This window comes from Frigidibacter sp. (assembly GCF_030695035.1).
GTDB lineage: Bacteria > Pseudomonadota > Alphaproteobacteria > Rhodobacterales > Rhodobacteraceae > Frigidibacter.
On the sequence record NZ_JAUYTT010000002.1, the window covers coordinates 1 to 12,998 of the forward strand.

Genomic DNA, 12,998 nt, shown 5'->3' on the forward strand with positions numbered 1-12,998 from the left:
CGTCGGCGTGCTGCTGCGCGGCATCGACCGTGAGGGCGTGGAACGTGGCCAGGTGCTGTGCAAGCCGAAATCGGTGAACCCGCACACCCATTTCGAAGCCGAGGCCTATATCCTGACCAAGGAAGAGGGCGGCCGCCACACTCCGTTCTTCGCGAACTACCGCCCGCAGTTCTACTTCCGCACGACGGACGTGACCGGGACCGTGAAGCTGCCGGAAGGCACCGAGATGGTGATGCCGGGCGACAACCTGAAGTTCGAAGTCGAACTGATCGCCCCGATCGCCATGGAAGAAAAACTGCGCTTCGCCATCCGCGAAGGCGGCCGCACCGTCGGCGCCGGCGTCGTGTCGAAAATCCTGAAGTAAGCACTTCGGGAAGTATTTCGGGGGCCCGGCTGGTCCGGGCCCCTAATGCTCTTGTACTACGGATCCGCGCGGTGTAATGCCGCGCCTTCCGCTGACGACGGTTCGATGCAGGCCGAGCATGAGGCCCGGCCTGCCTCTCAACCAAGCCCCTCTGAGAGGCATACAAATGCAAGGTACCAACATCCGCATCCGGCTGAAGGCCTTCGACTTCCGCGTTCTGGACGCCAGCACGCAGGAAATCGTGAACACGGCCAAACGGACCGGCGCGCAGGTGCGCGGCCCGATTCCGCTGCCGAACAAGATCGAGAAATTCACGGTTCTCCGTGGTCCGCACATCGACAAGAAGTCGCGCGACCAGTGGGAAATCCGCACGCACAAGCGCCTGCTCGATATCGTCAACCCGACGCCGCAAACCGTGGACGCGCTGATGAAGCTCGATCTGGCTGCCGGCGTCGATGTCGAGATCAAGGTCTGAGGAGGATCCACGGATGTTGCGCTCTGGTATTATCGCCAAGAAGCTGGGCATGACCCGGCTGTTCCTCGAGGATGGCAAGCAGGTCCCGGTGACCGTGCTGCAACTCGACAATCTGCAAGTCGTGGCACAGCGCACGGCCGAGAAGGATGGCTACACCGCCGTTCAGCTGGGCGCGGGCACGGCCAAGGCCAAGCGGACCACCGCCGCCATGCGCGGCCACTTCGCCAAGGCGAACGTGGCCCCCAAGCGCAAGATCGCCGAGTTCCGCGTGTCGCCTGACGCGCTGATCGGTGTGGGCGAGGAAATCACTGCTGACCACTATTTCGCGGGTCAGTTCGTGGACGTCGCCGGTGTGTCGATCGGTAAGGGTTTTGCCGGTGCGATGAAGCGGCACAACTTCGGCGGCCTCCGGGCCTCGCACGGCGTGTCGGTCAGCCACCGTTCGCACGGGTCGACTGGTCAGTGCCAGGATCCGGGCAAGGTGTTCAAGGGCAAGAAGATGGCCGGTCACCTCGGTGCCGTCCGCGTCACGACCCAGAACATCCAGGTTGTCCGCACCGACAGCGACCGTGGCCTGATCATGGTCAAGGGTTCGGTTCCGGGTTCGAAAGGTGGTTGGGTGACGGTCAAGGATGCGGTGAAGAAGCCGCTTCCCGAGAACGTGATCCTGCCGGCCGCGCTGCGCAGCCACGCCGAAGAAGCCAAGCGTCTGGCCGAAGAAGCCGCTGCCGCTGCTGCTGCCGAGGCTGAAGCCGCCGCCGCCGCCGCTGCCGAAGCCCAAGCCGCTGCCGAAGCTGCTGCCATGGCCGAAGCGGAAGCTTCGATCCAGGCTGACAAGGATGGCACTGCGGATCAGGCTGACGAAGCCGCATCCGACGCGCCGGAAGGGGACAAACAATGAAACTCGACGTGATCAAGCTCGACGCCGGCAAAGCTGGCCAGATCGACCTGTCCGACGACATCTTCGGTCTCGACCCGCGCGCGGACATCCTGCACCGCGTCGTGCGCTGGCAGCGCGCGAAGGCACAGCAGGGTACCCACTCGACCCTGGGCAAGTCCGACGTGTCCTACTCGACCAAGAAGATCTATCGCCAGAAGGGCACCGGCGGCGCACGCCACGGTTCCCGCAAGGCGCCGATCTTCCGGAAGGGTGGCGTCTACAAGGGCCCGACCCCGCGCAGCCATGCGCATGATCTGCCCAAGAAGTTCCGTGCCCTCGGGCTCAAGCACGCGCTGTCGGCCAAGGCCATCGCGGGTCATCTGATGATCCTCGATGACGCGGTGATGGCCGAGGCCAAGACGGGCATGCTCGCGAAGATGGCCAAGGAGCTTGGCTGGAAGCGTGTGCTGATCATCGACGGCGCCGCCGTCGACGAGAACTTCGCCCGTGCCGCGCGCAACATCGAAGGCATCGATGTGCTGCCGTCGATGGGCGCCAACGTCTATGACATCCTCAAGCGTGACACTCTGGTGATCACGAAGGCGGGCGTCGAAGCACTGGAGGCTCGCCTGAAATGAGCACGAAACCCGAGCACTACGACGTGATCGTCAAGCCGATCATCACCGAGAAAGCCACCCTGGCCTCCGAGGCCAATGCCGTGGTGTTCCAGGTGCGGCGTGACGCGACCAAGCCGCTGATCAAGGAGGCCGTCGAGGCCCTGTTCGGCGTCAAGGTGAAGGCGGTCAACACCACCATCACCAAGGGCAAGGTCAAGAAGTTCCGCGGCAAGATCGGCCAGCGGAGCGACGTGAAGAAAGCCTATGTCACGCTCGAGGCTGGAAACACCATCGACGTGGCCACCGGCCTCTGATAGACAGCGCCGAATCTCGCGGCCCCGGTTTTCCGGGGCCGCGGATCATTTACGAAACCGGGTCAGGGCGTCTTCGGACGCTGGGGCCCAGAAGCTGACGGAAGACAGAAAGCATGGCACTCAAGTCGTACAAACCGACGACGCCTGGCCAGCGAGGGCTGGTTCTGATCGACCGTTCGGAGCTTTGGAAAGGTCGTCCGGTCAAGTCCCTTACGCAGGGTTTGACCAAGAATGGCGGCCGGAACAACACCGGACGGATCACCGCGTTCCGCATTGGCGGCGGCGCGAAGCGTCTTTATCGCATCGTCGATTTCCGTCGCCGGAAACACGACATCCCGGCGACCGTGGAACGGATCGAGTATGACCCGAACCGGACCGCCTTCATCGCGCTGATCCGCTACAACGACGGCGAGCAGGCCTATATCCTCGCTCCGCAGCGTCTGGCCATTGGCGACAGCGTGATCGCTGGCGCCAAGACCGACGTGAAGCCGGGCAACGCGATGCCGTTCTCGGGTATGCCGATCGGCACCATCGTCCACAACGTCGAGCTGAAAGCCGGCAAGGGTGGCCAGCTGGCCCGCGCCGCTGGCACCTATGCCCAGTTCGTCGGCCGTGACGGTGGCTACGCCCAGATCCGCCTGTCCTCGGGCGAGCTGCGGATGGTGCGCCAGGAATGCATGGCGACGGTGGGGGCTGTTTCCAACGCCGACCACTCGAACCAGAACCTCGGCAAAGCCGGCCGGACCCGCCACCTTGGCAAGCGTCCTGCGGTTCGCGGTGTTGCCATGAACCCGATCGACCACCCGCATGGTGGTGGTGAAGGCCGGACCTCGGGTGGTCGTCACCCGGTTACCCCCTGGGGTAAAGGGACCAAGGGCAACAAGACCCGCAAGAACAAGGCAACGGACAAGTATATCGTTCGTTCGCGCAACGCGAAGAAGGGGCGCTGATCCATGGCACGTTCTATCTGGAAGGGCCCCTTTGTCGACGCTTACGTCCTGAAGAAGGCCGAAAAGTCGCGCGAGTCTGGCAAGTCGGAAGTGATCAAGATCTGGTCGCGCCGGTCTACGATCCTGCCGCAATTCGTCGGCCTCACCTTCGGCGTCTACAACGGGCAGAAGCACATCCCCGTTGCCGTCACCGAAGAGATGATCGGCCAGAAGTTCGGTGAATACTCGCCGACCCGTACCTATTACGGCCATGCCGCCGACAAGAAAGCCAAGAGGAAGTAATCGCCATGGGTAAGGAAAAGAATCCGCGCCGCGTGGCGGACAACGAAGCACAGGCGATCTCGCGCATGCTTCGCACCTCGCCGCAGAAACTGAACCTCGTCGCCTCGATGATCCGCGGCAAGAAGGTCGAGAAGGCGCTTGCCGATCTCACCTTCTCCAAGCGCCGCATCGCCGGTGACGTGAAGAAGTGCCTGCAGTCGGCCATCGCCAACGCCGAGAACAACCACAACCTCGACGTTGACACGCTTGTCGTCGCCGAGGCCTGGGTCGGCAAGAACCTGGTCATGAAGCGCGGTCGCCCGCGTGCCCGTGGCCGGTTCGGCAAGATCATGAAGCCGTTTTCCGAGCTGACCATCAAGGTCCGGCAGATCGAGGAGCAAGCATAATGGGTCAGAAGGTCAATCCGATCGGTATGCGCCTCCAGGTCAACCGCACCTGGGACAGCCGCTGGTTCGCTGAATCGAAGGACTACGGGAACCTGCTTCTCGAAGACCTGAAGATGCGCGACTTCATCCATGACTATGCCAAGCAGGCCGGCGTCTCGAAGGTCATCATCGAGCGTCCCCACAAGAAGTGCCGTGTGACCATTCACACTGCGCGTCCGGGCGTGATCATCGGCAAGAAAGGCGCGGACATTGAAACGCTGCGCAAGAAGCTGGCCGCGTTCACCAAGTCCGAGCTGCACCTGAACATCGTCGAGGTCCGCAAGCCGGAGCTTGACGCGCAGCTGGTGGCCGAGTCGATCGCTCAGCAGCTGGAGCGCCGCGTGTCCTTCCGCCGTGCCATGAAGCGCGCCGTGCAGAACGCGATGCGCATCGGGGCCCTCGGGATCCGTGTCAACGTCGGTGGCCGTCTTGGCGGCGCCGAGATTGCCCGGACCGAATGGTACCGTGAAGGCCGCGTGCCGCTGCACACGCTCCGTGCCGACATCGACTATGCGCTGTCGGAAGCCACGACCCCCTATGGGATCATCGGCGTCAAGGTCTGGATCTTCAAAGGCGAGATCATGGAACACGACCCGCAGGCCCATGACCGCCGTCATGCGGAAGCGCAGGAAGGGGCAGCCCCCCGTCCTCCGCGCCGCAACGATCGCTGAGGAGTAACCAGCTATGATGCAACCGAAACGGACCAAGTTCCGCAAGCTGCACAAGGGCCGTATCCACGGCGAGGCGAAGGGCGGGTTCCTCCTGAACTTCGGCTCCTTCGCGCTGAAAGCCACGGAACCCGAGCGCGTCACGGCGCGGCAGATCGAAGCGGCTCGCCGCGCGATCACCCGCCACATGAAGCGTCAGGGCCGGGTCTGGATCCGGATCTTCCCGGACACCCCGGTCACCTCGAAGCCCACCGAAGTTCGGATGGGTAAGGGTAAAGGCTCCGTCGACTTCTGGGCCGCCAAGGTAAAACCGGGCCGGATCATGTTCGAGATTGACGGCGTGGCCGAATCTGTGGCAAGGGAAGCTCTCCGCCTCGGCGCGAACAAGCTTCCGGTCATGACCCGGATCGTCGCCAAAGAGGACTGGTAAGGAATTTAGCTTGGACCCCCGGTTCCGCCGGGGGTTCTGGTTTTTGTTGGAAAAGCGTCGGCCCGGGGCCACCTGGTAGTCCGGCGACTTCTGATGAGAGGATGAGGCGCATGAACGCCCAAGAACTGAAGACCAAGACGCCCGATCAGCTCCGCGAGGATCTGGTTGCGCTGAAGAAAGAAGCCTTCAACCTGCGTTTCCAGCAGGCCACCGGCCAACTCGAAAACACCGCCCGCATGCGTGTCGTCCGTCGTGACGTTGCCCGCGTGAAGACGGTTCTGAACCACAAGGCCGCGGAAGCGGCGGCGAAGTAAGGAGCACGCACATGCCCAGACGTATCTTGCAAGGCGTTGTGACGAGCGACAAGAACGAGCAGACCATCACGGTTCTGGTCGAGCGCCGCTTCAAGCACCCGCTGCTGAAAAAGACCGTTCGTTCGTCCAAGAAGTACCGGGCGCATGACGAGGCCAACCAGTTCAAGACCGGGGATGCCGTTCGTATCATCGAATGCGCGCCGGTCTCGAAATCCAAACGCTGGACCGTGGTGACCGAAGCCTCTGCTTGAGGCGCACCACGTTCCAGTTCTGATCGAAACCCTGGGGCAGCCGCCATGCGGTGAAGTCCCCAAAGGTCGGGAGAAACCAAATGATCCAGATGCAGACCAATCTGGATGTAGCTGACAACTCCGGCGCTCGCCGAGTTCAGTGCATCAAGGTTCTGGGTGGTTCCCACCGCCGCTACGCCAGCGTCGGCGACATCATCGTGGTGTCGGTGAAGGAAGCCATCCCGCGCGGTCGCGTGAAGAAAGGTGACGTCCGCAAGGCCGTCGTCGTGCGCACCGCCAAAGAAGTCCGCCGTGAAGACGGCACCGCGATCCGTTTTGACCGCAACGCTGCCGTCATCCTGAACAACCAGGGTGAACCGGTCGGCACGCGTATCTTCGGGCCGGTGGTGCGCGAGCTGCGCGCCAAGAACTTCATGAAGATCATCTCGCTTGCGCCGGAGGTGCTGTAATGGCTGCCAAACTTCGCAAGGGTGACAAGGTCGTCGTTCTGACCGGCAAGGACAAGGGCAAGCAGGGCGAGATCGCCAGCGTGAACCCGAAGGCCAACAAAGCCGTCGTCGAAGGCGTCAACGTCGCCATCCGTCACGTCAAGCAATCGCAGACCGCCCAGGGCGGCCGCCAGCCGAAGGCCATGCCTATCGAGCTGTCGAACCTCGCGCTGCTCGATGCCAACGGCAAGGCAACCCGCGTCGGCTTCCGCATGGATGGCGACAAGAAGGTGCGCTTCGCCAAGACAACCGGGGAGGCGATCTGATGCTCGACGCAACCACCTATACCCCCCGCCTGAAGGCGATGTACAAGGGCCCGATCCGCGACGCCTTGAAGGAGGAATTCTCCTACAAGAACGGCATGCAGATCCCGCGGCTCGACAAGATCGTGCTGAACATGGGCGTTGGTGAAGCCGTCAAGGACACCAAGAAGGTCAAGCAGGCTGCCGAAGAGCTGACGCTCATCGCCGGTCAGAAGGCTGTCATCACCAAGGCCAAGAAGTCGATCGCCGGCTTCCGCGTCCGTGAAGAAATGCCGCTTGGCTGCAAGGTGACCCTGCGCGGCGACCGGATGTATGAATTCCTGGACCGTCTGATCACCATCGCACTGCCCCGCGTCCGCGACTTCCGCGGCGTGAAAGGCACAGCGTTCGACGGCCGTGGCAACTATGCCATGGGCCTGAAGGAACAGATCGTCTTCCCGGAAATCGACTTCGATAAAGTCGACGAAGTTCTGGGCATGGACATCATCATCTGCACCACCGCGAAAACCGACGCGGAAGCGAAAGCGCTGTTGAAGCAATTCAACATGCCTTTCAACAGCTGATCGCGGGAGGAGAGAAACACATGGCAAAAGTTTCCATGGTCGAACGCGAGAAGAAGCGCGCCAAGCTGGTCAAGCAATATGCCGGCAAGCGCGTCGCGTTGAAAGCGATCATCGAAGATCAGTCCCGCCCGATGGAAGAGCGCTTCAAGGCGACTCTGAAACTGGCGCAACTGCCCCGCAATTCGTCGGCAACCCGGCTGCACAATCGGTGCCAGCTGACCGGCCGTCCGCATGCGTATTATCGCAAGCTCAAACTCTCGCGGATCATGCTTCGTGAACTGGCCTCGTTCGGCCAGATCCCGGGCATGGTCAAGTCGAGCTGGTAAGGAGGCCCGGACATGTCGATGAACGATCCTCTCGGCGATATGCTGACCCGCATCCGCAACGCGCAAATGCGCGGCAAGTCCACCGTCAAGACGCCGGCTTCCAAGCTGCGCGCCTGGGTGCTGGATGTGCTCAAGGATGAAGGCTACATTCGCGGCTATGAAAAGCAGACGGCGGCCACTGGCCTGCCGGAGCTGGAAATCAGCCTGAAATACTTCGAAGGCACCCCGGTGATCCGCGAGCTGAAGCGTATCTCGAAGCCTGGCCGCCGTGTTTACATGTCGGTCAAGGATATCCCGAGCCCGCGTAACGGCCTCGGTGTCTCGATCGTCTCCACGCCGAAAGGCGTCATGTCGGACGCAAATGCACGCACTGCCAATGTTGGCGGCGAAGTGCTTTGCACCGTGTTCTGAGGAGGGCAAGATGTCTCGTATTGGCAAAAAACCGGTCGAGCTGCCCCAGGGGGTTACCGCCTCCATCTCGGGACAGACCGTCGAAGTGAAGGGGCCGAAAGGCACCCGCAGCTTCAAGGCGACCGACGACGTTACCCTAGCCCTCGACGAGGGCAAGCTGACGGTGACTCCGCGCGGCACGTCCAAACGTGCCCGCCAGCAATGGGGCATGTCCCGGTCGATGGTGTCGAACCTCGTGACCGGCGTGTCCACGGGCTTCCGCAAGGAGCTGGAGATCCAGGGCGTGGGTTACCGCGCTGCTGTCGCCGGCAACGTGCTGAAACTCTCGCTCGGTTATTCGCATGAAGTGAACTTCGAGGTGCCGGCCGGTGTGACCGTCACGACCCCGAAGCAGACCGAAATTGTGGTGGAAGGGATCGACCAGCAGCTGGTCGGCCAGGTCGCCGCGAACATCCGCGAGTGGCGCGCTCCCGAGCCCTACAAGGGCAAAGGGATCCGCTACAAGGGCGAATTCATCTTCCGCAAGGAAGGCAAGAAGAAGTAAGGGGCGCAAGAAATGGCGAACAACAAGAGAGAGCTGTTCCTCAAGCGCCGCCTGCGCGTCCGGAACAAACTTCGCAAGCTTGCGAATGGCCGTGCCCGCCTGTCGGTGCATCGGTCCAGCAAGAACATCAGCGTGCAGCTGATCGACGACGTCAAAGGTGTGACGCTTGCCGCAGCCTCGACCCTGGAAAAAGACCTGGGTCTGGTTGGCAAGAACAACATCGATGCGGCGGCCAAGATCGGCGCGGCAATTGCCGAGCGCGCGAAAAAGGCCGGGGTCGAAGAATGCTATTTCGATCGTGGTGGTTTCCTCTTTCACGGGAAGATCAAGGCTCTCGCCGACGCTGCCCGTGAAGGTGGCCTGAAGTTCTAGGAGACGGATATGGCAGAACGTGACAACCGCCGGGACAATCGCCGCGACGACCGTCGTGATGAGAACCCGGAATTCGCCGAACGTCTCGTGGCAATCAACCGCGTGTCGAAAACGGTAAAGGGCGGCAAGCGCTTTGGCTTCGCAGCGCTCGTGGTGGTCGGTGACCAGCGCGGCCGCGTGGGCTTTGGCAAGGGCAAGGCCAAGGAAGTGCCGGAGGCAATCCGCAAGGCAACCGAACAGGCGAAACGCTCGCTGGTTCGTGTGCCGCTGCGCGACGGCCGCACCCTGCACCACGACATGGAAGGTCGCCACGGCGCCGGCAAGGTCGTGATGCGGACGGCAACCGCCGGTACCGGCATCATCGCGGGCGGTCCGATGCGGGCCGTGTTCGAGATGCTGGGCATTCAGGACGTGGTCGCCAAGTCGATGGGGTCGCAAAACCCCTACAACATGATCCGCGCCACCATCGATGGCCTGAAGCATGAAGCCAGCCCCCGTCAGGTCGCGCAGCGTCGCGGCAAGAAAGTGGCTGACATCCTGCGCAAGCCCGAGGCCGCGGAAGCGGTCGAAGCGTAAGGAGCGCAGATCATGGCAAAAACCATCGTCGTCAAACAGATCGGCTCGCCGATCCGTCGCCCGGCCAGCCAGCGTGCAACGCTGGTCGGTCTCGGCCTCAACAAGATGAACCGGACCCGCGAGCTGGAAGATACCCCTTCCGTCCGCGGCATGGTCAACGCGATCCCGCACCTGGTGCAGATCATCGAAGAACGCGGCTGAGGCTGCGGGGTTCGCCCTGCAACCCGTCCGGAATGGAAGCGCCCCGGCCTGCCGGGGCGCTTTGCGTTTGGCAAGAGCTTTTGCGCGCGAAATCTGTTAACACTCGTTAACGCTAAGCCCTGCGGAGGAGCCCAGATGCCCCATTCGACGCGTGTGCTGCTTGCTGGCCTGTGGATGGCCATCGGTGCAACTCCCGCCATGGCGGTGCCGGTCTTTACCGACGGGGTCACCGTCGAACATGGCGGTGGCTGCCGCAAAAGCTCGCCTCCCGGCCAGTGCTGCCATATGCAGACCTCGACCGGCACCGTTCACTGCCACTAGGCTTGATTGCGAACCCCGCTGCGTCTATACGCGCCCGGTGGCGGTTCGCCCCCACGAGAATCAACAAGAAACGCCGTGTGCCCCCATCCGTCGCTGGCGGGGGTCTTCCGGCATAGGAGATAGCGACATGAAACTGAATGAACTCCGCGACAATCCCGGCGCAGCCAAGAAGCAAAAGCGCGTGGCGCGCGGCCCGGGTTCGGGCAAGGGCAAGACCGCAGGCCGCGGTATCAAGGGCCAGTCCTCGCGTTCGGGCGTGGCGCTTGGCGGCTACGAAGGCGGCCAGATGCCGCTGTATCGCCGCCTGCCGAAGCGCGGCTTCACCAAGCCGAATGCCAAGCATTATGCGGTCATCAACCTGGGCCTGATCCAGAAATTCATCGACGCAGGCAAGATCGACGCTTCGGTGGAAATCACCGAGGATCTGCTGGTCGCGTCTGGCCTCGTGCGTCGCAAGCTGGACGGTATCCGCGTTCTGGCCAAGGGTGAGGCGACCACCGCGCTGAACCTGTCGGTCACCGGCGCGTCGAAATCGGCGATCGAGGCGGTCGAGAAGGCCGGCGGTTCGCTGAAAGTGTCGGCACCCGTGGCGGCAGCGGCTGAATAAGGTGTTGTGGGCGGCTGGTGTGCCGCTTACATAGACCTCAAGTTTTTCCAGGCGCCGCCGACCGGAAGACCGGTTCGGCGGCGCTGTCCATGAAAGAGACCGGACATGGCATCTGCTGCAGAGCAAATGGCGGCGAACCTATCCTGGGGCGCGCTCGGGAAGGCGACCGATCTTCGCCAACGCATCTTGTTCACCATCGGCCTGCTGATCGTCTATCGCCTTGGCACCTATATTCCGGTGCCCGGGATCGACGGTTTGGCGCTGCGTCAGTTCATGGACGACGCAGCCGCGGGCCTTGGCGGCATCCTGACGATGTTCACCGGCGGCGCGCTTGGCCGGATGGGGATCTTCGCGCTGGGGATTATGCCGTATATCTCGGCCTCGATCATCATCCAGCTGCTGACCTCGATGCTGCCCGCGCTGGAGCAGCTGAAGAAGGAAGGCGAGCAGGGCCGCAAGAAGATCAACCAGTATACCCGCTACGCCACGGTCGGCCTCGCGCTGTTCCAGGCCTGGGGTCTGGCCGTCAGCCTCGAGGCGGGCGACCTTGCGCATGACCCGGGGCTGTTCTTCCGGCTTTCGGTCGTGGTCACGCTGGTCGGCGGCACCATGTTCCTGATGTGGCTGGGCGAGCAGATCACCGCCCGCGGCATCGGCAATGGCATCAGCCTCATCATCTTCGTCGGCATCGTGGCCGAGATCCCGGCCGCCATGGCACAGTTCTTCAGCCAGGGCCGCGCCGGCACCATCTCTCCGATCGTCATCATCGGCGTGATCCTGATGGTCGTTGTGACCATCGGCTTCGTGGTGTTCATGGAACGCGCCCTGCGCAAGATCCATATCCAGTATCCGCGGCGCCAGGTGGGGATGAAGGTCTATGACGGCGGGTCGAGCCATCTGCCGATCAAGGTCAACCCGGCGGGCGTGATCCCGGCGATCTTCGCCTCGTCGCTGCTGCTGCTGCCGACCACGATTGCCACCTTCTCGGGTGGGCAGACCGGCCCGGTGATGTCGACGATCCTTGCCTATTTCGGGCCGGGGCAGCCGCTCTACCTGTTGTTCTTCACGGCGATGATCGTGTTCTTTGCGTATTTCTACACCGCCAACGTCGCTTTCAAGACCGAGGATGTTGCCGACAACCTGAAGAACCAGGGCGGCTTCGTGCCCGGGATCCGTCCGGGCAAGCGCACCGAGGAGTATCTCGACTACGTGGTGAACCGCGTTCTGGTTCTGGGCTCGGGCTACCTCGCCCTCGTCTGCCTGATGCCGGAAATCCTGCGCTCGCAACTGGCGATCCCGTTCTACTTTGGCGGCACCTCGGTGCTGATCGTGGTCTCGGTGACGATGGACACGATCAACCAGGTGCAGTCGCATCTGCTGGCCCACCAGTATGAAGGTCTGATCGAGAAATCGCAGCTGCGCGGCAAGAAGCGGCCCGGCACCAAGAAGCCGCCTGCGCGGCGCTAAAAAAACGGCGGGGGGACAAGCCAATGGTCAACATCATTCTTCTGGGGCCTCCGGGCGCCGGCAAGGGCACGCAGGCCCGCCGTCTGGTCGAAGAGCGGGGCATGGTGCAGCTGTCGACGGGTGACATGCTGCGCGAGGCCCGCACCAGCGGCACCGACATGGGCAAGCGCGTTGCCGAGGTCATGGACCGCGGCGAGCTTGTCACTGACGAGATCGTGATCGGCCTCATCGAAGAAAAGATCGCGGCCGATACGGGGCAGGGCGGGGGTTTCATCTTCGACGGCTTCCCGCGCACCCTTCCGCAGGCCGACGCGCTTGGCGCGATGCTGACCCGCATGGGGCAGCGGCTGGACGCGGTCATCGAGATGCGGGTCGAGGATGAGGCGCTGGTCAGCCGCGTCTCTGGCCGCTTCACCTGCGGCAATTGCGGCGAGGTTTACCACGACGAAACCCGCCCGACGAAGGTTTCCGGCACCTGCGACGTGTGCGGGTCCACCGATCTGCGCCGCCGCGCCGATGACAATGCCGAAAGCCTCAAGCAGCGGCTGATGGAATATTACAAGAAGACCTCGCCGCTGATCGGCTATTACTATGCTCAGGGTGATCTCTTCACCGTCGATGGCCTCGCCGAGATCGAGGAGGTCGCCAGCAAGATCGCGGGCGTCCTGGCGCAATCCGCCAGCAGCTGACCCCGGGGCCGGCATCGCCGATCCCAGGCTACCTGCCTTGACGGCACTGAAAAATACCTCTAGGTCACGGCGTCTCGTAAGAGAATCGTCTTGATCCGGCGGAATTTTCTTTTCACCGAATCAGGAAGACCAGATGCGGCCCGGTGGCACGATGCCTTCGGGCCTGCGTTGTGAAAAAAGGTTCCGGGGCTACGGAACCG

At 62.7% G+C, this 12,998-nt stretch carries 24 protein-coding genes and 1 pseudogene; all 25 read left to right on the top strand.

Annotation, left to right across the window (positions count from 1 at the left end; genetic code table 11):
* Positions 1-364, top strand: a pseudogene (gene tuf / locus Q8S30_RS01020) (elongation factor Tu); the annotation flags it as partial.
* A gap of 166 nt (positions 365-530) precedes the next feature.
* Positions 531-839, top strand: a complete 309-nt coding sequence (rpsJ, locus tag Q8S30_RS01025; protein WP_066809219.1) for a 30S ribosomal protein S10 — start codon at positions 531-533, stop codon at positions 837-839.
* Positions 840-852: 13 nt separating this feature from the next.
* Positions 853-1,740, top strand: coding sequence for a 50S ribosomal protein L3 (gene rplC, locus Q8S30_RS01030; protein ID WP_305664194.1), 888 nt, complete (start codon positions 853-855; stop codon positions 1,738-1,740).
* The gene (rplD, locus tag Q8S30_RS01035) at positions 1,737-2,357 is read left to right on the top strand and encodes a 50S ribosomal protein L4 (RefSeq protein WP_161347770.1); all 621 of its coding nucleotides are present in this window, start codon (positions 1,737-1,739) and stop codon (positions 2,355-2,357) included. Before rplC ends, rplD begins: the two co-directional genes overlap by 4 nt.
* Complete coding sequence (locus tag Q8S30_RS01040) at positions 2,354-2,650, top strand: 50S ribosomal protein L23 (RefSeq protein ID WP_305664195.1); 297 nt, start codon at positions 2,354-2,356, stop codon at positions 2,648-2,650. The genes rplD and Q8S30_RS01040 overlap by 4 nt, the downstream gene beginning before the upstream one ends.
* A 113-nt stretch (positions 2,651-2,763) precedes the next feature.
* Positions 2,764-3,600 carry a 50S ribosomal protein L2 gene (gene rplB, locus Q8S30_RS01045; protein WP_305664196.1) on the top strand — a complete coding sequence of 279 codons (837 nt, stop codon included), beginning with the start codon at positions 2,764-2,766 and terminating at the stop codon, positions 3,598-3,600.
* A 3-nt stretch (positions 3,601-3,603) separates the two neighbouring features.
* A complete protein-coding gene (gene rpsS, locus Q8S30_RS01050) occupies positions 3,604-3,882 on the top strand; it encodes a 30S ribosomal protein S19 (RefSeq protein ID WP_066809233.1) in 279 nt (92 codons plus the stop codon).
* Positions 3,883-3,887: 5 nt separating this feature from the next.
* Entirely contained in the window at positions 3,888-4,268 is a 381-nt protein-coding gene (gene rplV, locus Q8S30_RS01055) for a 50S ribosomal protein L22 (RefSeq protein WP_161347767.1), read from the top strand.
* Positions 4,268-4,978, top strand: coding sequence for a 30S ribosomal protein S3 (rpsC, locus tag Q8S30_RS01060; protein ID WP_161347766.1), 711 nt, complete (start codon positions 4,268-4,270; stop codon positions 4,976-4,978). The genes rplV and rpsC overlap by 1 nt, the downstream gene beginning before the upstream one ends.
* 13 nt (positions 4,979-4,991) lie before the next feature.
* Positions 4,992-5,405 carry a 50S ribosomal protein L16 gene (rplP, locus tag Q8S30_RS01065; RefSeq protein ID WP_161347765.1) on the top strand — a complete coding sequence of 138 codons (414 nt, stop codon included), beginning with the start codon at positions 4,992-4,994 and terminating at the stop codon, positions 5,403-5,405.
* Positions 5,406-5,515: 110 nt separating this feature from the next.
* Complete coding sequence (gene rpmC, locus Q8S30_RS01070; RefSeq protein WP_161347764.1) at positions 5,516-5,719, top strand: 50S ribosomal protein L29; 204 nt, start codon at positions 5,516-5,518, stop codon at positions 5,717-5,719.
* 11 nt (positions 5,720-5,730) lie between these two features.
* A complete protein-coding gene (gene rpsQ, locus Q8S30_RS01075; RefSeq protein ID WP_305664197.1) occupies positions 5,731-5,970 on the top strand; it encodes a 30S ribosomal protein S17 in 240 nt (79 codons plus the stop codon).
* A gap of 80 nt (positions 5,971-6,050) precedes the next feature.
* Complete coding sequence (gene rplN, locus Q8S30_RS01080; RefSeq protein ID WP_022705624.1) at positions 6,051-6,419, top strand: 50S ribosomal protein L14; 369 nt, start codon at positions 6,051-6,053, stop codon at positions 6,417-6,419.
* On the top strand, positions 6,419-6,724 hold the full coding sequence (rplX, locus tag Q8S30_RS01085) for a 50S ribosomal protein L24 (protein ID WP_066809248.1): 306 nt from the start codon (positions 6,419-6,421) through the stop codon (positions 6,722-6,724). The genes rplN and rplX overlap by 1 nt, the downstream gene beginning before the upstream one ends.
* Complete coding sequence (gene rplE / locus Q8S30_RS01090; RefSeq protein ID WP_161347761.1) at positions 6,724-7,284, top strand: 50S ribosomal protein L5; 561 nt, start codon at positions 6,724-6,726, stop codon at positions 7,282-7,284. The genes rplX and rplE overlap by 1 nt, the downstream gene beginning before the upstream one ends.
* Positions 7,285-7,304: 20 nt before the next feature.
* Positions 7,305-7,610: a 30S ribosomal protein S14 gene (gene rpsN / locus Q8S30_RS01095; protein ID WP_161347760.1), complete on the top strand. Its 306-nt coding sequence runs from the start codon at positions 7,305-7,307 to the stop codon at positions 7,608-7,610.
* A gap of 12 nt (positions 7,611-7,622) precedes the next feature.
* Positions 7,623-8,021: a 30S ribosomal protein S8 gene (gene rpsH / locus Q8S30_RS01100; RefSeq protein WP_305664198.1), complete on the top strand. Its 399-nt coding sequence runs from the start codon at positions 7,623-7,625 to the stop codon at positions 8,019-8,021.
* A 10-nt stretch (positions 8,022-8,031) separates the two neighbouring features.
* Positions 8,032-8,565 (top strand): 50S ribosomal protein L6, encoded by a 534-nt coding sequence (rplF, locus tag Q8S30_RS01105; protein ID WP_305664199.1) that lies wholly within the window; start codon positions 8,032-8,034, stop codon positions 8,563-8,565.
* Positions 8,566-8,577: 12 nt separating this feature from the next.
* Complete coding sequence (gene rplR, locus Q8S30_RS01110; protein ID WP_161347758.1) at positions 8,578-8,937, top strand: 50S ribosomal protein L18; 360 nt, start codon at positions 8,578-8,580, stop codon at positions 8,935-8,937.
* 9 nt (positions 8,938-8,946) lie between these two features.
* Positions 8,947-9,513, top strand: a complete 567-nt coding sequence (rpsE, locus tag Q8S30_RS01115; RefSeq protein WP_161347757.1) for a 30S ribosomal protein S5 — start codon at positions 8,947-8,949, stop codon at positions 9,511-9,513.
* A gap of 12 nt (positions 9,514-9,525) precedes the next feature.
* Positions 9,526-9,714 carry a 50S ribosomal protein L30 gene (rpmD, locus tag Q8S30_RS01120; RefSeq protein ID WP_161347756.1) on the top strand — a complete coding sequence of 63 codons (189 nt, stop codon included), beginning with the start codon at positions 9,526-9,528 and terminating at the stop codon, positions 9,712-9,714.
* A gap of 135 nt (positions 9,715-9,849) precedes the next feature.
* Complete coding sequence (locus Q8S30_RS01125) at positions 9,850-10,035, top strand: hypothetical protein (protein WP_305664200.1); 186 nt, start codon at positions 9,850-9,852, stop codon at positions 10,033-10,035.
* A gap of 127 nt (positions 10,036-10,162) precedes the next feature.
* Positions 10,163-10,642, top strand: a complete 480-nt coding sequence (gene rplO, locus Q8S30_RS01130) for a 50S ribosomal protein L15 (RefSeq protein WP_305664201.1) — start codon at positions 10,163-10,165, stop codon at positions 10,640-10,642.
* 105 nt (positions 10,643-10,747) lie between these two features.
* The gene (gene secY / locus Q8S30_RS01135; RefSeq protein ID WP_305664202.1) at positions 10,748-12,109 is read left to right on the top strand and encodes a preprotein translocase subunit SecY; all 1,362 of its coding nucleotides are present in this window, start codon (positions 10,748-10,750) and stop codon (positions 12,107-12,109) included.
* A 23-nt stretch (positions 12,110-12,132) separates the two neighbouring features.
* Positions 12,133-12,798, top strand: coding sequence for an adenylate kinase (locus tag Q8S30_RS01140; protein ID WP_305664203.1), 666 nt, complete (start codon positions 12,133-12,135; stop codon positions 12,796-12,798).
* The last annotated feature ends 200 nt before the right edge of the window (positions 12,799-12,998 follow it).